General features: G+C 46.2%; 15 protein-coding genes. 9 read left to right on the plus strand and 6 right to left on the minus strand.

Annotation, left to right across the window (positions count from 1 at the left end; translation table 11 throughout):
• Positions 1 to 147 precede the first annotated feature (147 nt).
• Both DB398_RS08630 and DB398_RS08635 read left to right on the plus strand, forming a co-directional pair.
• On the plus strand, positions 148 to 3,057 hold the full coding sequence (locus DB398_RS08630; RefSeq protein ID WP_108423993.1) for a PEP/pyruvate-binding domain-containing protein: 2,910 nt from the start codon (positions 148 to 150) through the stop codon (positions 3,055 to 3,057).
• Positions 3,058 to 4,323 carry a serine hydrolase gene (locus tag DB398_RS08635; protein ID WP_108423994.1) on the plus strand — a complete coding sequence of 422 codons (1,266 nt, stop codon included), beginning with the start codon at positions 3,058 to 3,060 and terminating at the stop codon, positions 4,321 to 4,323.
• On the opposite strand, the gene DB398_RS08640 is transcribed toward DB398_RS08635, so the two are convergent.
• Together DB398_RS08640 and DB398_RS08645 are read right to left on the minus strand one after the other, a co-directional pair.
• The gene (locus DB398_RS08640) at positions 4,310 to 7,045 is read right to left on the minus strand and encodes an NTP/NDP exchange transporter (protein WP_159076365.1); all 2,736 of its coding nucleotides are present in this window, start codon (positions 7,043 to 7,045) and stop codon (positions 4,310 to 4,312) included. The genes DB398_RS08635 and DB398_RS08640 overlap by 14 nt on opposite strands.
• An 88-nt stretch (positions 7,046 to 7,133) precedes the next feature.
• Positions 7,134 to 8,036 carry a serine hydrolase gene (locus DB398_RS08645; RefSeq protein ID WP_108423996.1) on the minus strand — a complete coding sequence of 301 codons (903 nt, stop codon included), beginning with the start codon at positions 8,034 to 8,036 and terminating at the stop codon, positions 7,134 to 7,136.
• 480 nt (positions 8,037 to 8,516) lie between these two features.
• Here DB398_RS08645 and DB398_RS08650 point away from each other — a divergent pair, with 480 nt between their 5' ends.
• The 4 genes from DB398_RS08650 to DB398_RS08665 all read left to right on the plus strand — a co-directional run bounded on the left by DB398_RS08650 (position 8,517) and on the right by DB398_RS08665 (position 12,249).
• Positions 8,517 to 9,482, plus strand: coding sequence for a formylglycine-generating enzyme family protein (locus DB398_RS08650; RefSeq protein WP_313777785.1), 966 nt, complete (start codon positions 8,517 to 8,519; stop codon positions 9,480 to 9,482).
• Between the two features lie 13 nt (positions 9,483 to 9,495).
• The gene (locus DB398_RS08655; RefSeq protein ID WP_108424132.1) at positions 9,496 to 10,503 is read left to right on the plus strand and encodes a bestrophin family protein; all 1,008 of its coding nucleotides are present in this window, start codon (positions 9,496 to 9,498) and stop codon (positions 10,501 to 10,503) included.
• 128 nt (positions 10,504 to 10,631) lie between these two features.
• Positions 10,632 to 11,702 carry a PAS domain-containing sensor histidine kinase gene (locus tag DB398_RS08660; protein ID WP_108423998.1) on the plus strand — a complete coding sequence of 357 codons (1,071 nt, stop codon included), beginning with the start codon at positions 10,632 to 10,634 and terminating at the stop codon, positions 11,700 to 11,702.
• 160 nt (positions 11,703 to 11,862) lie between these two features.
• A complete protein-coding gene (locus DB398_RS08665; RefSeq protein ID WP_108423999.1) occupies positions 11,863 to 12,249 on the plus strand; it encodes a hypothetical protein in 387 nt (128 codons plus the stop codon).
• 11 nt (positions 12,250 to 12,260) lie between these two features.
• On the opposite strand, the gene DB398_RS08670 is transcribed toward DB398_RS08665, so the two are convergent.
• Positions 12,261 to 13,199 (minus strand): NAD-dependent epimerase/dehydratase family protein, encoded by a 939-nt coding sequence (locus DB398_RS08670; RefSeq protein ID WP_108424000.1) that lies wholly within the window; start codon positions 13,197 to 13,199, stop codon positions 12,261 to 12,263.
• A 64-nt stretch (positions 13,200 to 13,263) separates the two neighbouring features.
• Here DB398_RS08670 and DB398_RS08675 point away from each other — a divergent pair, with 64 nt between their 5' ends.
• The gene (locus tag DB398_RS08675; RefSeq protein ID WP_108424001.1) at positions 13,264 to 13,761 is read left to right on the plus strand and encodes a hypothetical protein; all 498 of its coding nucleotides are present in this window, start codon (positions 13,264 to 13,266) and stop codon (positions 13,759 to 13,761) included.
• The gene (locus DB398_RS08680) at positions 13,751 to 14,251 is read left to right on the plus strand and encodes a nuclear transport factor 2 family protein (RefSeq protein ID WP_108424002.1); all 501 of its coding nucleotides are present in this window, start codon (positions 13,751 to 13,753) and stop codon (positions 14,249 to 14,251) included. Before DB398_RS08675 ends, DB398_RS08680 begins: the two co-directional genes overlap by 11 nt.
• Positions 14,252 to 14,255: 4 nt before the next feature.
• Here DB398_RS08680 and DB398_RS08685 read toward each other — a convergent pair whose 3' ends face one another.
• The 3 genes from DB398_RS08685 to DB398_RS08695 all read right to left on the minus strand — a co-directional run bounded on the left by DB398_RS08685 (position 14,256) and on the right by DB398_RS08695 (position 18,105).
• Positions 14,256 to 14,954: a hypothetical protein gene (locus tag DB398_RS08685; RefSeq protein ID WP_108424003.1), complete on the minus strand. Its 699-nt coding sequence runs from the start codon at positions 14,952 to 14,954 to the stop codon at positions 14,256 to 14,258.
• Positions 14,955 to 15,032: 78 nt separating this feature from the next.
• Positions 15,033 to 15,842 carry an SDR family oxidoreductase gene (locus DB398_RS08690; RefSeq protein ID WP_108424004.1) on the minus strand — a complete coding sequence of 270 codons (810 nt, stop codon included), beginning with the start codon at positions 15,840 to 15,842 and terminating at the stop codon, positions 15,033 to 15,035.
• A complete protein-coding gene (locus DB398_RS08695; protein WP_108424005.1) occupies positions 15,835 to 18,105 on the minus strand; it encodes a M28 family peptidase in 2,271 nt (756 codons plus the stop codon). The genes DB398_RS08690 and DB398_RS08695 overlap by 8 nt, the downstream gene beginning before the upstream one ends.
• Before the next feature lie 122 nt (positions 18,106 to 18,227).
• Here DB398_RS08695 and DB398_RS08700 point away from each other — a divergent pair, with 122 nt between their 5' ends.
• On the plus strand, positions 18,228 to 18,698 hold the full coding sequence (locus tag DB398_RS08700) for a CBS domain-containing protein (RefSeq protein ID WP_108424006.1): 471 nt from the start codon (positions 18,228 to 18,230) through the stop codon (positions 18,696 to 18,698).
• The last annotated feature ends 475 nt before the right edge of the window (positions 18,699 to 19,173 follow it).

Below are 19,173 nucleotides of genomic sequence, written 5' to 3' on the forward strand. Positions count from 1 at the left end.
CGGGGTATCATTTCTGACATAAAGTAGGTCGGTAATTCAAACTAATTTTGGAAATGTACCGAAATGGCAAGATGGAACTTGAATGACATTTTCTGATGTGAATTGAATATATTTACTACACCGAACCCTACTCAAAACGTGATTGCTATGAAACGTTTGTATAGAATTGTATTATTCTTTTTAATCCTATTCCCCATTTCAAATCAGGCCCAAAAAGTGCCGCCGAAGGATATTGCTTTGCTTGTGAATAAGTTTAAAAACGATATTCGAGGACCCTACAAGGACATCCGTTGGTTCTGTACCGATGGGAGCATCCGCGCACCGAAGGATCCCTGCCCGGATGAGATAGGGCCAGGGGTGCAGCACGCTCGATATAAAGATGAAGTGGTGGCCTTGGGGAAATCCAACCATATTTATTTGGGCCAGATATTGGCCTACACCGATCAAGAACCTTTTTGGGATGCTGAAAACGACCATTCCCGACTGAAGCAGTACCAACTCGACAAATATTTGAAGAGTGTAGATGATGGTTGGATCAATCAAAAAGGACAATTTTATAGAGGTGCCATCCAGGCTGAGGATGAGCAAGCGTGGGGCATCGAATTTTACAAATGGCTTTTGGCGAAGGATGCCGTTTTGAAGGACGAATACTTCTTGGTCCGCCAATCTTTAAAAGATATTCCCCACAACGGGGACGACAACGTGGCCCAAAAGATGCGGAGCGAATCCAAAGTGATATCAGATCTGTATCTGCCATTTATGGATTTACGGGTGAAGATCCACAGCCAACCCGAAGAAGGTGATATTCAAAAAGTGGTACGCTTCAAGCAGGCCCACAGTGCCAAGATGACCTCGGATATTTCCAAAAAATTGGATGAGCTGTTGGTCACCATGAAGGAATTCCATAAACCCGTGGACATTTCGGCACTTCCCAAAATGGCTCCCTTGACCAAAGGAACCGCATTGGGGAATTCCATTCAGGCTTTCGCTTCCAATACGACATTGATGGACAGTCCAAAATTGTTGTTGGAGCAAGCTTCCCAACTTCTGTTCGATATCCGAAACGGTCTTATGGAAGAAAAAAGACCCGAAGCTCGCCTCCAATTACTGGATGTTTCCCTAAAACTCGAAGAAATCGTTTTCAAAGGTTCGTCCGACTATCAACCTGAAAACGTAAATGAACTCCTGCATAAAATCTGCTATTTGGGTATGGCTGTTACCGGGTCGGGCTATTTGGAGCAATGGGAATGGGACCAACTGGCCAGTGATCTCACCAAGTATGAAACCCAGGAACGCTCCCTCGGCGAATTGACCGAAGTATTGAACCGGGCAAGGTCCGCGGTGGAGTGGAGCGCGGCCATGGTCAAGGCCAATTATGACGGCATTGTAAAAGAATATGTTGCCTTTGAACCGCTTACCGCCAGTTTTGTGGATGATAAGATCCGTGGTTCCGTGGCGCTACATTTAGGGCAGAGCGTAGGGGAATTGGGCGATCTGATTTCAACGGAATCCCAATTGGCGAACAAGGTGATGGACCTACGGAACCAAAGTACCATCCGCGGACTCAATCCAGGCTATGCTTTTGGGGAGTTGGTCGTCGTGGGAGGCAGTTCGGATGATATTGAAGTTTCCTCGGACAAAATCTATGTGTTCCAACGCCCGCCTTCCGATTTAAAACCGGTTGCCGGTATCGCCACGGTTGCTGAAGGGAATATGGTGTCCCACGTGCAATTGTTGGCCCGCAACTTGGGGATTCCCAATGCGGCACTATCGGATGAAAACTTGCAAAACCTTCAAAAATATGATGGTACCCGGGTGTTCTACGCGGTTTCCAACAAAGGGAACGTGATCTTGAAACCCGAAAACCAAATGACCAAAGAGGAATTGGCGCTTTTTGCGAAAGTGGAACGGAAAGAAGAACGTATTGAGGTTCCTGTAGGGCAAATACGGTTGGACGAAAACAAAGTATTGGACATGCGGAACGTGGATGCCGATGACTCGGGTAAACTGTGTGGTCCCAAAGCTGCCAATTTGGGTCAGCTCAAAAAAATGTTTCCCGAAAAAGTAGTGGAAGGTTTGGTGATTCCCTTCGGGATTTTCAGAACACATATGGATCAAAAAATGACAGATCAAGAAGGGTCGTATTGGCAATTTCTGACCAAAATGTTCGAAGAGGCCAACCGGATGTCGGCTTCGGGCATATCCGAAATGGAGGTGGAGAATTACCAACTGCGCCAATTGGAAATTTTGAGGGCGGCCATTAAAAAAATGCCATTACAGGATAATTTTATCGATCAACTGGAAACCGGATTCAAGGAAATTTTGGGTTCTGAATTGGGAACCCTTCCCGTTTTTCTGCGCAGCGATACCAATATGGAAGATTTGAAGGAATTCACGGGAGCAGGATTGAACCTCACCATCTTCAATTCCGTGGATAAGGAAAAAATATTGGAAGGCATCAAGGATGTTTGGGCATCACCCTATACCGAACGAAGCTTTAAATGGCGTCAAAAATACCTGCTGAACCCTGAGAATGTGTTCCCTTCCATTTTGGTGATTCCCAGTGTGGATGTGGACTATTCCGGTGTTTTGATCACCAAGGGAATCAGTTCGGGTACGGACAAGGACCTTACCGTGGCATTCAGCAGAGGTGCTGGTGGCGCCGTTGATGGTCAGGCCGCGGAACAATACCTCATCAAAGATGAAGGAGGTTACACTTTATTGGCACCTGCTCGGGAACGTTTTTATAACGGTCTGCCCAAAACGGGTGGAACCGAAAAGAAGAAGGCCACTTTTCAAGATCGTGTCCTGAACGAACGGAACATCAAGGAAATCCATGATTTGGCGCGCACCATTCGGGAGCGGGTCCCCAAAGAGACCCATTCCGATTACGAAGGGGCCTATGATGTGGAGCTGGGCTTTACGGACAATAAGCTTTGGTTGTTCCAGATCCGTCCTTTTGTGGAGAACAAAAAGGCATTGGGATCCACCTATTTGGAATCCATCACCCCCAAGATTGACCTTGCCAAACGCATTTCACTTTCCAAAAAACTGTAGATGAAAAAGATACTTGCTTTAGCATTTTTAGGTTTGATAGGATTGGGATTCACCGAATTTGTGGAATATCCCATTGACGGTTATGAGCGTACGGGAATAAAGCGACTTAAACGTCTTGAAATGATCAAGAATGGGGAATTGAAGGAGACATCTTCCCCATTGCCCGAAGGTGCTAAGAAATCTTGGGAAGACATCCATCTGAACTTGTTGTCCAGAAAGGAGGATAGTTTGGGAAGCTTTTTTGTGGTGGATGAAGCCTTTCAAAAGGATGTTGGTGCGTTGTTCCGTGGTTTGGACAAGAGTTATTCCTTGACCATTTTGGATATTTCAGACCCTGACAGTGTTCGCTATGCCGAACGGAACAAAACCTTGGGTTATCAGCCGGGAAGTGTGGGCAAATTGGCAGTGCTTACGGCGCTTTTTGAACAACTGGCCAAAATTTACCCTGATTCTTTCGAGCTGCGCACACAATTACTGAAAAACAAGGTGGTCAAAGCAGGAGTTTGGGGCCTGACCGATGAGCATACCATCCCAATTTTCAACGTGGAGAAAAATACCTTGGTGAAACGCCAAGTGATTGCCAGCGATATGTTCAGTTTATACGAATGGGTCGACCACATGCTTTCGGTGAGCAATAACGGGGCGGCCAGTATTGTTTGGCGCGAAGCACTTTTGATGGCCGCTTTTGGTGAAAAATATCCTGAACTCACAGAAGAAGAGGCCATGGCCTATTTTAAGGAAACGCCCAAAAAGGATTTGACCGATTTGGCCAATGATGTGGTGAACGTTCCGCTTCGCGATTTGGGCATTACTTCGGATGAATGGCGACTGGGCAGTTTCTTTACTTCCGGGGCCAACACCTATGTGGGCGATAAGGGCGGAAGCATTGGTACACCCTATGGCCTGATGAAATTTTTGGTGCAGTTGGAACAGGGAAAAGTGATAGACGAAGCAAGCAGCTTGGAGATGAAACGCTTGATGTACATGACCGACAGGCGTATTCGCTATGCGCAATCCCCAGCTTTGAAAGAGGCTGCGGTTTATTTTAAATCTGGGAGTCTCTATAAATGCGACCGAAGTAAGGGTGAAGAGTGCGGAAAATACATGGGTAATGTGCAAAACTTCATGAACTCCGTCATCATTGTGGAGCACCCGGACAACTGCAGATATATGGTGGTGTTGATGACCAACGTGCTTCGGAAAAACTCAGCTTCGGACCACATGTATTTGGCCTCTGCCATTGACAAAATTGTTAGGAAAGGCTGATTTCTTCCAAGGCTTTTTGGGCGAAATCTTTGAGTTTTGGGTTGTCATCGGTCTCAAACCGCTCCAAAAGGGGTTTGAATCGACTGTCTTTTTGCTTGCCGATAAGGTAGATCACGGCCAACCTCAAATTCACATCCGGAACTTGCAACAATTGCTCAAAACACTCCATTTCACTGGGAATAGCGTGTTTGATTTTCTGTATGGATTCTTCGGAAGAGAAATCCATCGTGGCTTCCTCAATGATGGGCAATAACTTTTGTTTCAGATTGCCCGTAAGCAGGTTGTCCAAAAACTCAATGGCCTTGTTCCGCGATTCCTCTTTTGGACTCAAAAGCCCCAAATAGGCATTCTGTACATCTTCCTGCACATATTTCAATCCCAAAAGTTTGAATATACGTTCCAAACCGGAATCCAGTCTTCGTTCCAAAAGTTCCAAAAGTGAAGCACGGGCTTCTCTTTCTTCGGAATTGACAGTTGCCCCTGATTTTTTCCGGTTTCGGTACGAGATGATGATCTGCGTGTGCATGGCCGAAAGCGTCTGATGGTACAGTTTGCATTCCTCAAAGATCTTGGCCACGATCTTAAACCGATTGAAGCGTAAGGTAGGGCGTTCTTTTCGAATATCGCTCAGGGCACGCACCACTTCCAAGCGAATGCTGAGATCTACATCATCAAACAATAGAAACAGCGAATGGACCGCTTCTTTGGACATGAACGATTTTATCACCACCGGAACAAAACGGCAGATGTCAAGGCTCACCGTCCGGTTTTTTACATGGGAGACCAAAATGGGCAGAATCCCAGGCCCATAGTTGTTCAGGGCCTCAACAACCAGTGGTCGCGTAGCTTTCTGGGGAAGCAAGTGCAATAATTTGTTGATGAACATGGGCCGCATGCTGATGCCGGCGGCGATGATGGCAGCTTGCTTCAGTGTTTCATTTTTGCTTTCAAGGCTTTCCATGATCACGGGATAATAGTGCGAATATCCCGCTGTGCCAATGGTCTTCAGCACCAGTGGATTTAGTGGAGTTTCTTTTTGGGCCAGACGTTTTTCCAATCTTCCGGCCAAATCGTGTCTTGATTTTAGGGTCATGTTCCCCGCACTTTCCAATGCCAAACAGTACAGTGCCGTATCCCGAATCAGCGGGCTTTCCGCATCCAGAAATTGGTCAAAAATATATTCCTCATTTTGGTCTGAATGCAGTAATAGATACTCAAAAGTGGCCAAAGTCAATTCCTCATCCCCATACCCCAAAAGTTCATTGATGTTGACCACCATGGTGGCACTGTTCAAAAAGTAGAGGTTGCGCATGGCGGCTGCTTTCACTTTTAGTGAAGGATGGTCCAATAATCGGATGACATCATCCAAAAACCTCCTATCATTGATTTCCATCAACTTGTTGAGCATAAAAAGGAGCTGCTCTTCGGTTCCACTTGAAAAAACACTTTTCATTCCCTCGACTACAGAAACCTTTTTCACCTTTTCGGCAGAATTACCGGTGGTTTTGTCTGAAGCGTTTTCCAGATTTTTCCTGAAAGTGGCATAATATTCTTTGCGCAAAACCCCCACAAAGAAAATCCACACCAAGACCAAGCCAATGATCAAGAGGGTAATGCTGGTGGTCCCGAGGTCAAGCGCACTGACAAAGAAGATGAGCAACAAACCTGCGAAACCGGTGGCAATACTGTCCACCACCACATCAATAAAGGATTTGGTCCGGCTCTTCAGTTCGAAGGGCAAGGGAAGCACCAATAATTCTGATGCACTTTTGTTGATGGATTGTTTCAATACCCCATCCATCGCCTTGATGGCGACGATTGCGGAGAGTTCGGGAAGTATCAAGAAAAAAACTGCGCCAAAAAGGATGCCCAATGGCAATAGGAGCAAGGAGAAGCCAACCCCCCAAATACCCACTATGCGATGCGTGAGAAAGAGCTGTACCGCAAGCGACAATAAATTGAAGGAGGAAAACCAAAAGGCCAAAAATGAGGTCAGTTCCTCGGGGTCTTCTATGGATTTGGCGGCAAAATCACTGAACAGGTAATCCACCAATTTGGCCACCAAGACCCCAACGGCCACGGTGAGGGCCATGTAAGTAAGGTGTCGGGATTTTTTGATCAATTTATAGGGATGGCCATCGGTCAGGGAGATGCGCTTTTTCTGTTTGAACTCATCCAATTTGTTCACCCGAAGCCTCCAAATGAACCGAAGCAAGGGAAAACACCCCATCAGCAACAGGGCCGCAATAAAAATCATGATCTCATTGCCAAAAAGAGGGGCAAAAATGGACGTAAGGTATCCTCCAAAAATTCCACCTAAGATGGCTCCGGAACCAATAAATCCGAAAAGCCGTTTTGCATCCCTGACGTTGAAGACCAAATTGGCCAAGACCCAAAACTGGGAAGCGGACAACACGGCATAAATGGCCACCCAGATGTAGAAAAAGAAGAGCAAATAGGTGTTCATCAATCCCAATTTCAACAGGCTTCCCAAGGCCACTAACACGATAATTGATGTTGTGAGTGTGGTTTTTATGATATGGTTCAGGCCAAATTTGGCCAGTACCCGGGTGTAGAACAAGGAACTGAGAACGGCGGTGAGGGCAACCAGTACGTAAGCTATGGAAAGTTTTTCGGCACCAAGCTCTGAAAGGAACAGGGCATTGATGGTCGGCTTAATGATCAACAGTACGGAGATAATCAGAAAGATGTAAAAAAACATATAAAGGGAGATTTTGTATTCCCCTTTTCTAATGTCAAAAAAGTTGTTTGCCAGTCTATAGATCATTGGTCGTGGGACTATCCAATGACTAAATTTCGGGTTTTTTCAATACTTTTTCGATGGGTTTGACCAAATTTCGAATGATTTGCTCCCCATCGGGGTCATCCACCAAGGCCACTAGGATATACCTTCGGTTGGATTCTTTGCCCCAGACCAAAATGGAATCGGAATGGTAGGTTTTCCAAGATCCAGATTTGCGAAAGAGACGTGCGGTTGGCGCGATGATGTCCAAGGTGTTCACGAATTTGTGATGGAGCTCTGGGTTCTCCATAATGCTCAACATCTGTTTGGACCTCTTTTCATTGACCAGCCTGCCATTGGCGAGTAAGTAGTAAAAGCGGCAAACTTGGGTCACTGAAGCGGCATGGCTGAGTTGTTTTAAGGGTTCCCTGTTGGTGTCACCTCCACCTCCGTAGCGTTTGCCGACCCATAGGCCCCCTCCATTGTCCTCATCATAAAATTCATAATTGGGATCGGTCATCACAGATTCTATTTTGGCATATCCGATCCGGTCGATCATACGGGTGGAAGCGGCATTGTCCGATTTACTGATCATCAGCCGCATGTCTTTTTTTACCTCTGGCGTCTCCACAAGTTCCCCTTTTTCCAGGGCATCCATGGCGGATAGCAGAATCGCGATTTTAGGGAGACTGGCGGCATACATCATGTAGTTTCCGTTGATTCGGGCAAACCTGACATTTTCCGGGTTGCTCAGATCCACAATGCCAATGGCCATTTTCTTCTGTGAAATTAAATGGGACCATACCTCATTGCCCATCATTTCCTCTTCCAAGCTGGCTTGGAGGGAAGTGTCCACCAATTTTGTCAGGGGTTTGATGTTTTCCTTCCCCAGTTTCAACGGCAAGGCTTGCTGTCCTGAAATGGATGAACATAGGGCAAAAACGAAAATGATAAGCAGGATGTTCCTCATTAAAATACACCGTATTAAAAACTAGCCAAAAGTATATAATCCAATAACGCACAACATGTTAAAAATATTTTTTTAGACGAAATGAAATGATAAGCATTGGTGCGGTTTACCAAATTACACTGGTGTGAAATGTGTTAAAAATAAGCACTAATGGCACTCATTCAACGATTGAAACCGTGTCATTTCCTTTAAAGATCTTATGGCTTTTCAAGGCGCATCTGGGTCAGGATACTGTATTTTGTGATTTTGATAGTTGTATTATGATTAAATTGGGACGTATTTGAAAAGCATTAAAACAACAATGGCAGATTGATGATATTGAAGCAAAATTTCAAGTTTTTATTACTGGCGACTTTTTTGTTGGCTTTCACCAATTGTAAAGATAAAGACCAGAAGCACCACCAAAGCGTTGATGGGGAAAGGCAGCTGGAACCAGTAAGGCAAAAGACGGAACCACCGTCGACGCAAACGCCAGAAGGGATGGTCTGGATACCGGGAGGAGAGTTTGTTCAAGGGGCCGTATCTCAGGACAAAATGGCGATGATGCATGAAAAACCGGCCCATAAGATAGCTTTGGACGGTTTTTTTATGGACATCCATGAAGTGACCAATGGCCAATTTTCAAGATTTGTTGAAGAGACAGGATATGTGACGGTCGCAGAGCGGGAAATCGATTGGGACGAAATGAAAAAGCAATTGCCACAAGGCACACCAAAACCCCATGACTCCATTTTACAACCAGGTTCGCTAGTGTTCAAAAAGACCAAGTCAAGTGTCCCGAACCTGTATGACTATTCGCAATGGTGGGAATGGAAGATCGGGGCCAGCTGGAAACACCCCAATGGACCGGGAACCGACATTATGGGAAAAGAGAACGAACCTGTGGTGCACATCGCATTTGAGGATGCCGAGGCCTATTGTAAATGGGCAGGAAGAAGGTTGCCGACCGAGGCCGAATGGGAATACGCTGCCCGGGCCGATCAAAGCAACGAACTGTTTTTTTGGGGAAGTGATCTGGATCAATTGAGCTCCCATGCCAATACATGGGAAGGAGAGTTTCCCGTGAACAATACCAAGACGGATGGTTTTGAGCGTAGGGCCCCCGTGATGAGCTATCCCAAAAATGGTTTTGGGCTGTACGATATGGCAGGCAATGTATGGGAGTGGACCAGCGATTGGTACAACACGGATTACTACAAGGAATTGTCGCTGAAACAGGCTGTTACAAAAAATCCAAAAGGAGCATCAAGGGCATTCAATGCTTCCAATCCATATGTCCAGGAAAAAGTCATCAAAGGCGGTTCGTTCCTTTGCAGTGCCTCGTACTGTGCAAGCTACCGCATCAGTGCCCGAATGGCCACCAGTCCCGATTCGGGGATGGAACATTTGGGTTTCAGGACGGTATATGATCCTAGCGTGGCAATGAATCTTGAAAATCAGCCATAAAACAAAAAGCAAGATGCATACAGGAAGCCATTACCGAATCAAGGAATTTTTGCTGTGGACCCGAAGGAATATTATCTGGTTGTTGGTGTTGTCCATTGTCCCCACGGTCCTATACGAAATTTTTGATCTAAAATGGTTGGCGATCCCGTGGCTGCCCGTGGCCCTTGTGGGCACAGCCGCCGCATTCATAGCAGGGTTCAAGAATACCCAGACGTACAACCGTTTGTGGGAGGCCCGAATGATCTGGGGTGCCATTGTGAACGATAGTCGCACTTGGGGCATCATGGCCAAAGATTTTGTCATTGACCCAACTGCAAAAGAGGAAGAACTCTATGCTGTCCACAAAAGGCTCATATACAGACATATTGCATGGCTAACGGCCCTTAGGTTCCAATTGCGTCAACCCAGACCTTGGGAGAACTTGACGAAGGCCTACGCCAAGGAATACCGAAAGAACTATAGTGTGCCCGAATGGGAAACCCAGTTGGAGGAACAGTTGCAGCCCTACCTGTCCGGTGAGGAAATGGAGTATATCCTCAAAAAGAAGAACAGGGCCACACAGCTTCTTTCTCTCCAATCAGCAGACCTGAGGGAGCTGCGACAAAAAGGGATGGTGGACGCCTATCCCTATGTGGCCATGGAATCGGTGCTCAAAGATTTCTTCACCCATCAAGGTAAGGCAGAACGCATCAAGAATTTTCCATATCCGCGCCAGTTTGCCAGTATCAATATGTTCTTTATTGTGCTGTTCTCCATTTTGGTGCCGTTTGGCATGTTGGATGAGTTTGCAAAAGTGGGCATCTACGGGGTTTGGCTCACCATTCCCTTCAGTGTGGTCGTGGGGTGGGTGTTCACCTCCTTGGAACAGGTCGGGGAAAGTACCGAAAACCCTTTTGAAGGTGGTGCCAATGATATTCCCATGGCCGCATTGTCACGTACCATAGAGATCGATCTAAGGGAAATGCTCGAAGAGACGGAACTCCCCCCAGCAGTAGAGCCAGTGAACAACATATTGATGTAAGCATATCCCCACAAAAACAGCAAATACAAGGGGTCAAACAAATTTCTACATAAAAAATTTGGGCTTTGGCTGTTATCGGAAACAACTTGGGAGTAACTTTGTGGATAGCCAAATGAACAACCAAACAAATGTACTTTCAACTAGAACCACTCTTTGAGCAATCCACTGATTGTCTTTGCATTGCCGATTATGATGGATATTTTGTAAAAACCAATCCTGCCTTCGTGAAACTTTTGGGGTATTCCGAAGAGGAATTGGGCTCCAAACCGATTTCCGAGTTCATTTATGAAGAAGACAAGAAACTCACTGCAGGGCATAGGGCAAAATTGAAACAGAATGTCCCCTTGGTCAATTTTGAGAACAGATATGTGTGCAAAAATGGGGAACTGGTCTGGTTGCACTGGACATCCATCCCTGTGGAAAAAGAACAATTGATCTATGCCATAGCCAAGGATGTCACGTACAAAAAGGAACTTGAAAATGAGCGCGTTTCACGCCTGAGCCAGCTTTCCGAAGTGAATGAGAAGCTGAAGCGGTTGAACTATACCACCTCCCATGACCTCAGATCTCCACTGAACAATCTCATATCCATGGTCGATTTGATTGATCCATCCAACATAGAAGATACGGAGACATTGGAGATCCTCAGTTACATAAGACTGTCTGCGGAAGGATTAAAGACCTCCCTGAACTCCTTGGTGGAAAACAACATCTTGGCCGAGAAAAAAGAAGTAGTGGGGTTTTATGCAACGCTACTGAAAGTGCAGAAAACCATTGGCACGTTGATCCAGAATGCCGGGGCAATGTTTGAGGTGGATTTTTCTGCATTGGAAGGGGTGGAGTTTGTCCCTTCATATATGGAAAGTGTTTTTCTCAACCTGATCACCAATTCCATCAAGTACGCACGTCCCGGTGTCCCTCCCGTCATTTCCATCAGGTCTGTTTGGGAAGATGGCGGGCAAACATTGATCTATTCGGACAATGGAATGGGTTTCGACATGGATAAGGTTGGGCATTTGGTCTTCAGCTTGGACCAGAAATTCCATGGAAACAAAGACAGTAAGGGTGTGGGACTCTATTTGGTGCATAGCCACATCACCAGTCTGGGGGGAAGCATCGCTGTGGATAGCAAAGTCAATGAAGGAACCACTTTTACGATCAACTTTGAGCCTAAAATGCTTTTGGTTGCCAAGCAGTAGACATCAGTCTTCAGGATGGCCTATTTTCCCACAAGATGAGACTCCAGAAGAAGACAGGCCTAGGGCGGGATAAGGACAACCTATAATTTTTTTCATATTTTTTTTTCGTGCAATTACTTTTATTCTAATTTTAGCTCGATTCTGAACAAATCTTATTGCTATGGATAACCTCAAACGTGTTATTGTCGATTATAAAAAGTTGACCCCGGAAGTACTCAAACTTTTGGTGGAAAAATATCCGGATGGGTACGGGGACAACGACGTCATCAATTTTAGAAATCTGAAGGGAGAGTTGATAGAGGCCGTTGAGGTTTCTACGGAAGATACCAAGTACCTGGTCAAGATAAGCTCCAAACTGGAACGCAGCATGGCCAATTTTGACGATGAGGATGACGATGATGGACTGGATACCGACGATTTGGGCAAACTTCCAGGAGACGACGATGACTTTTCGGATTCCGATTCAGATTCGGACGATGACAGCGACGACAATGACAACGACGATGTCGAGGATTCCGAGGATATGGATGATGACGAAGAGGAATAAACTTCGCCTATTTACTTCAAATTGTTTAGCATTTCAAGGGTAGTCTGGTCCAAGTTGAACTTGGGCTCCCAACCCCATTGCGCCTTGGCAGCGGAATCATCGATACTGCTTGGCCAGGAATCCGCAATCTGTTGCCTGAAATCCGGCGCATAGCTGATCGTAAAATCTGGAATATGATTTTGGATGCTCTCTGCAATCTCTTCTGGCGTAAAACTCATGCTTGCCAAATTGTAGGACGATCGTACCTTGATCTTTTCTGATGGACTTTCCATCAGATCGATGGTAGCTCTGATGGCATCGTCCATGTACATCATGGGAAGTTTGGTGCCTTTGGCCAAAAAGCTCTCGTAGTGCCCTTTCTTGAGCGCCTCGTGGTAGATCTCCACGGCATAGTCCGTGGTGCCGCCCCCTGGCATGGTCTTCCAGCTGATGAGCCCCGGGTAACGGACACTCCGCACATCCACCCCATATTTTTTGAAATAGTACTCGCACCAACGTTCCCCGGACTGTTTGCTGATGCCGTACACCGTACTGGGTTCCATAATGGTGCTTTGGGCAGTGTCTTCCTTGGGTGTGTTCGGTCCAAAGACGGCAATGCTCGAAGGCCAAAAAATCTTTGAGATCTTACTTTCCTTGGCCAAATTGAGCACATTGAACAGCGAGCTCATGTTCAGGTTCCAGGCACGCATCGGAAACTTTTCCGCAGTGGCGCTCAGCATGGCAGCCATCAAATAGATCTCATCGATCTCATAGTGCATCACCACGTCCTCGATGGCAGCATAGTTGGTGGCGTCCAAAAGTTCAAATGGGCCAGAGCCCATCAAGGTATCACCACCCTCCCGGATATCACTGGCGATTACCCTTTCATTGCCATATTTTTCCCGGAGTTCCATAGTGAGTTCCGTGCCTATTTGGCCACATGCGCCGATGATGAGAATGGGTCTGTGCATTAAAAATGAAGTTAATTCCGATTCGCGACAAAGATACCCTTTATTAAAATTTGTACATTCGCCTATGCGAAAATTGTTGGGCATACTGCTTCTTTTTTCAGTTTTGTTGGGCTGCAAAAAAACTGGGACTGCCACGGAGGAAACTGCCGGTGAGGAACTTGCGTTCAATTACCAAAAACTGCCCCAGAAGGCCGTCATCAACGAAAAGGCGACCGCCATTGTGGAAACATGGGATGAATTCAAGGCGCTGAACACCAGCATGGATGTGCTGTACAAGGCGACCAACAACGAAGACCTGTCCCTTGCCATAGACGATCTCATCGAAAAGGAGAAGGCGATGGAAGCGGGACAGTACCCCGAACTCTTCGACACCTTTCAAGTAAAGAGCAGACAGATGGTGCTGCGCACCTATCTCTACAAAACCAAGGCGGCTATCCTTGAAAAGCAGCCTACCACTGAACCCGCCGTTCAAATGCTGGATGCCTACAATGCCATACGCAAACAGTTCAACGTAATCATGAACAGTCAATTTGACGTAAAATTGATATTGGATGAAGAATAAGGTTTTATGCTGTTTCTTTATGGTCGTGACATTGATTCTCAATGCGCAGATGACCGAAAAACAAAAAATAGATGAAGTCTTGGACAGTTGGCACCTCGCCGCTGCCAATGCTGATTTTGAAGGCTATTTTGGTAAAATGACCAAGGATGGTGTCTTTATCGGTACAGATGCCATGGAAAATTGGCAAAATGCGGATTTCAGGGCATTCTCCAAACCTTATTTTGATAGGGGAAAGGCCTGGAACTTCACCGCGGTGCAACGAAATATTTACGTGGACGAGGCCAAGAATTTTGCTTGGTTCGATGAATTGCTGGACACCCAGATGAAGATCTGTCGTGGTTCCGGGGTGCTCAAAAAAGAAAATGGGCAATGGAAGATTGCCCATTATGTACTTTCCATAGCCGTCCCCAATGAAGATGTGGACGAACTGGTCCAGATCAAGGAAAAAAAGGACGACAAATTGCTGCTGGAGCTAAAAAAAAACCAATAACGTTCTAGTTTCCTTCTGCGGCGGCCTCTTCCTTTCGGGATAGGAGTGCCTGCTTGCTCAAACTAGCCAAATTAAAGTTTGGTGCTATCTTCAAAGCCTCGTCAAAAGAAACTATGGCGGCATCGATATTGTTTTTGTCCTGGTTGAAATCCGTCAACCCCTTCAGATGATAAAAAGCAGCTTTCAACGGCACCTCATAAGGCTGTTGACGCTCATAAAAGGCATATTGCATCTCATCGGTGGCATTGGCTATACCATATTCGATATTGGTAAGGGCCCCACTGATGTCCCCGGTCTGTATTTTAAGATCGGCCAATTCATAGGCAATATAGGGGGAAGGATTCTTGCTGAACAATGCCTCAAAATGCTCCAAGGCCCTTTTGGGTTGGTTCAACGCCTTCAATGAAACAGCTTTGATCTGGATGGCAAGCTCGGAATCATCTGCATTCTTCTCGATACCAATGGTGTTCAGGGCCTGAATGTGCTGGCCATCGTTCATATACACAAATGCCAAGGTGTCCCTTCTTTCTTTGGATGGGGAAAGCACGTTCATGTGGGTCAGTGCCCCGATCACTCCGTTGACATCACCTTGTAGGCGCATTTCTTGGTAGAAAGCTTTGTAATGTTCCAGAAGTTCGTTCTTGGTCTGTGAGGTACCGGCAAAGCCCACGAGCAAGAGGAGTAGCAATACGGTCTTTTTCATTCATTTTCAATTTAGTGGGCCAAAACTAAAAAAATTATCCATACCATCCTGTTAAGAATGCCATAAGTAATGATTGGGCTAAGATTCAATGGACATTTTGAAAACGGGATGCCCTTGGTCAAAATACAAGCTGGTCACCGTTTTTCCCTTTTTTGTGGCGGTTTCAGGTTTGTATGAGGGTGGGGGAATACCCCTTTTTTTCGCTTCGGAACCATAGTATTCCCTTTTGGTGGGGTGCAGCGGATATACCCCATTAAAGGTTTTGCCCCATAGCTTTTCATCGATGATGTTGATCACCATGCGGATGCAGTCATCCTGATGGATCAGGTTTACAGGGTCATCGCCATTGGAGAGGTCTTCCCTGCCCGATAGCATGGTCACAGGGTGCCTTTTGGGCCCGATGAGCCCTCCAAACCGTAGGATGGTGGCCTGTATGGTGTCCAAATTTTTAAAAAGCTCCTCGCTGGCCAAGAGTTGCCTTCCTGATTCTGTGGTGGGGCTTGGAAGGCTTTCTTCCGTTACCTCTCCATCAATTTCACCATATACGGCAGTGCTGCTGATGAACAAAATTTTGGTGACGGGGCTTTTTTTGATGGTATTCAACAGCAGTTCCATCTTTTCAATAAAACTTTCCGCATGGTTGCCCCGTAATTTCGGGGGCACATTGATGATCAAAATATCGATATGGGACAGAAAACCTTCGATGTCCCCATAGATCTCTTCGGGAGATAATGAAATAACATAAGGGATGATCCCTTCTTTCTCCAATACGTCCAATTTGTCCGACGAGGTTGTGGTCCCGTAAACCTCGTGGGATTTCCCGACCAGTTGCCTTGCCAAGGGCAATCCCAACCAACCACAGCCCAAAACCCCTATTTTTTTAGTCAAATCGTAAGGTTTTGATGGTCAGTATGGCATCGTTCAGCACAAAGGGCATTGGAATGCTGTTGCTGGGCCGCTTGGGGATACTGAACTCCCCATGGCTCAAAAGATCGTTGGATGCTTCATAAAAGGTAAGCTCCAGAATGGAATCTTTGGGGAAGCTCAACTCCAACTCGGTAAAATCGTTGTTGGAGACATAATGCGTGATCAAACGGTTGCCCCTATTTTCCAGAAAATAAGGGGAAAGTACAATTTGGTTCGCCTTGGCCGATTTCAACGGTATGGGATTGGTGTAGATGTCCAGGCGGTTCACGTTCCTTTTTGGGGTAACGCAGAGTTCGACCAGTCTTTCCTCGCCGATAACGGTGTCCCTTAGGGTCTCAATATAGGGGAGTGCAATGTTTTTTTTAGGGGCATCGGCAATATAGCTCAGCTTGGTCCTATACTTGCTAAACAAGGTTTCCGCCTCTGGTTTTCTTTTGGTGTTTCCTAGAAACTGGCTGTTCCACCCAATGAGTTTTTGGTCATAGGTGGCCCAAACAGCAGAATCCTTTTCGGCATTGTAAACATAGAGCAGGCTGCTGGGTTTTGGTTGTTTATCGTTGAAATCGGATTGGATATGACTGGTCACCCCAAAAGCGAAAAAGAGGAACAGGAACAGATAGGCCACACGGCCCATACTCTTCAGTTGCCCAAAAAAGGGCAGTATCAAGAAAAACAACAAGGTGGTGAGCAGGGTGGAGGCCACCATCATTTTCAAGCCAAGGCCCACAGGGAACATTTTGATGAACGGGGCATAGATGATCACCGCTGGAAGGGCCAAGAAGACCAACAAGAAAGGGCTGGGCTCCTCTTGGTTGATGGTCACCATAAAAGCGGCCAACATTCCGATCAAGGGCACAATGAAAAAGCTGGCGCCTTGCAGATAGGCAGCTACCAATCCACAAATGGCCAACCAGAGGATAATGGGGGCGACCAAAAGATTGGGGGTGCCGGTCTTGCGGAATTTGTGGTAGGTGTAAAAACAGATGGCGAGGGACAGGGCCACATAGACCAAGATGTAGGTGTAGCCGTTATAGGTGAACCCATGGAGCATGTCCTTAAAGCCGGGATACCACCATGTGATCACCGTCCAACAGAAATAACCGACAACCCCGTTGACGGCCAAAGTGATGAGCAGGGGCAAAAAGCCTTTTAAGATGCCCACGGCATGTAATTTTTTCTTCTTGAACCCAAGCACAAGCAGGACCACAAAGGCCAGGGCCGCAATAACGAACATGGGCCAGATCCAGTCAAAGGGATAGGAAACAAACTTAAAAAAGGGCAGGTTGAAATAGACGTCATCGTTCAGACTCTTGAGATTGCCCAGATCGGCATTGCTGAAATAGTGCAAAAGCGGCATCAAATAACTGCCTTGGTGCGCCAAGGTGTTCTTGTCCAACCGGTCAGCCCTGTCCAAGGCCGTGTGGTAATCAAAATGATCATCGATAAAGGCAAAATTGAAGCCCTCGATGTCCCCGTCCTCCCGAAATACCGTAAGATCGGTATCGTTGGGTAACATCTTGTAAATGCTATAGACCAAAGAGTTGGCCACAGGGTATTGGGGATTGGCCTTGGTAAATTCCTTGATCAATGTGCTATTGCCACGATTGGTCTCGATGAGCATATAACTGGGGCCGCCGCTTCCCCTTGCCTCAAAGTTCAGGACAAGGCCCACGTCTTTTGCCCAAGGATGGTTGTTCACAAAGAGATCCGCCCCGTTGAGGCCCAGTTCCTCGGCGTCGGTGATCAGGACAATGATGTCGTTTTCCGGCGTCTTTCCTTCGGCCAAAAAAGCCCTGACTCCTTCCAAAATAGTGGCAACACCACTTCCGGCGTCACTTGCGCCCAAGGACGAATGCGGGCTACTGTCATAATGGGACAACAACAAAAGTGCATTGCCATTGCCAGAGCCCTCTATCCGGGCCAAAATATTCGTCGCCTTGCTCAAGTTGGCCCAGTCCCCGGCAGTGTAGCCTTCTTGGGTGATGGTCTCCAACCCCATTTTTTTGAGTTCGGAAATAATGTAGGCCCGCGTGCGCTCGTGCCCGGGAAACCCCACGGCATGTGGTTCTAAAGAAAGGTTCCTCACATGGGACAATGCGTTGTCGGTGGAAAATGAGGTGGGTGCTGCGTCTGCATCTGGTCTGTAATCAGGGGTCAAAGATCTGAAGCTCCAATATGCTGCTAGAAAAAGGAGGAAAAGGGCAATTGTCCGGGAAAGTTTCATGGCTTGGTGATGTTGTCGCATAAAAATATGAAAATATGAAGGGTTCACATATTTGGATCTAAAAAATTAGGTTTTTCGCTAAAAAAAGCTATATTTAATGTTCAACTTCAAATTCTAACCACATGGCAATCAAAAGTTTTCAAGGAGTACGTTCGAAGGAGGAATCCAAGAAGAAGTACAATGCCCCAATTTTGGTGGAGGACTACATGACCAAAAAATTGATCACCTTTTCTCCCGACCAGTCCATTTTGGAGGTGATGGAGACTTTTGCCAAATACCACATCTCGGGTGGACCCGTGGTGGACAACAGTGGATTTTTGGTGGGAATCATTTCCGAGGCGGACTGTATGAAGCAGATTTCCGAAAGTAGGTATTTCAACCAGCCCATATTGGACAAGAGCGTGGAGCGCTTCATGACCAAAAATGTGGAGACCGTTCCACACGACATGAGCATCTTTGACGCTGCGGGTGTTTTTGACAGGCACAACAGGCGCAGGCTGCCCGTCATGAAAAACGACATCCTTGTGGGCCAGATCAGTCGAAAGGACATTGTGGTCGCGGCCCTTAAATTGACCGCCCATAGCTGGAAATAGAACAAACCCAAGAACCTTCTTTTAACGAACCATGGTTTTGAATCGATTTTTGTTTCAAACGGCAATGAATGCTTTTTCCACCCACTTTCTTCTTAAGGGTGTTAAGGTTTTGTTGGTAATCAGGAATTTTTTTTGATTTTTTTTAAAAAATCCCCAAGAAAAAAATCAATATATATTTTAACAATTCTTTAAGGAGACGCTATGTCCCTGAAGAGGTAATTTATAAGTAACATTACAAAGATTTTGTGTTGAAGCATATTTCGATGTGCATTTTTGAAATCAAAATCAAAGAAACGGGAGTTTTGTTTGAGCGTAACCTTTGACTACCCCTTTTCATTATTGAAGCAAATGACCTGCTTTGATGAAGTTATTTGCTGAGACAGGCTTTATGGGTAACAGGAGATGATATTCTGACCACTACAAAAGCCGCTCGAAAAACTGGGTTGACGTAGAGCACCAACGCTGTTTTTGATCA

Source organism: Flagellimonas amoyensis (assembly GCF_003058265.1).
GTDB classification, from domain to species: domain Bacteria; phylum Bacteroidota; class Bacteroidia; order Flavobacteriales; family Flavobacteriaceae; genus Flagellimonas; species Flagellimonas amoyensis.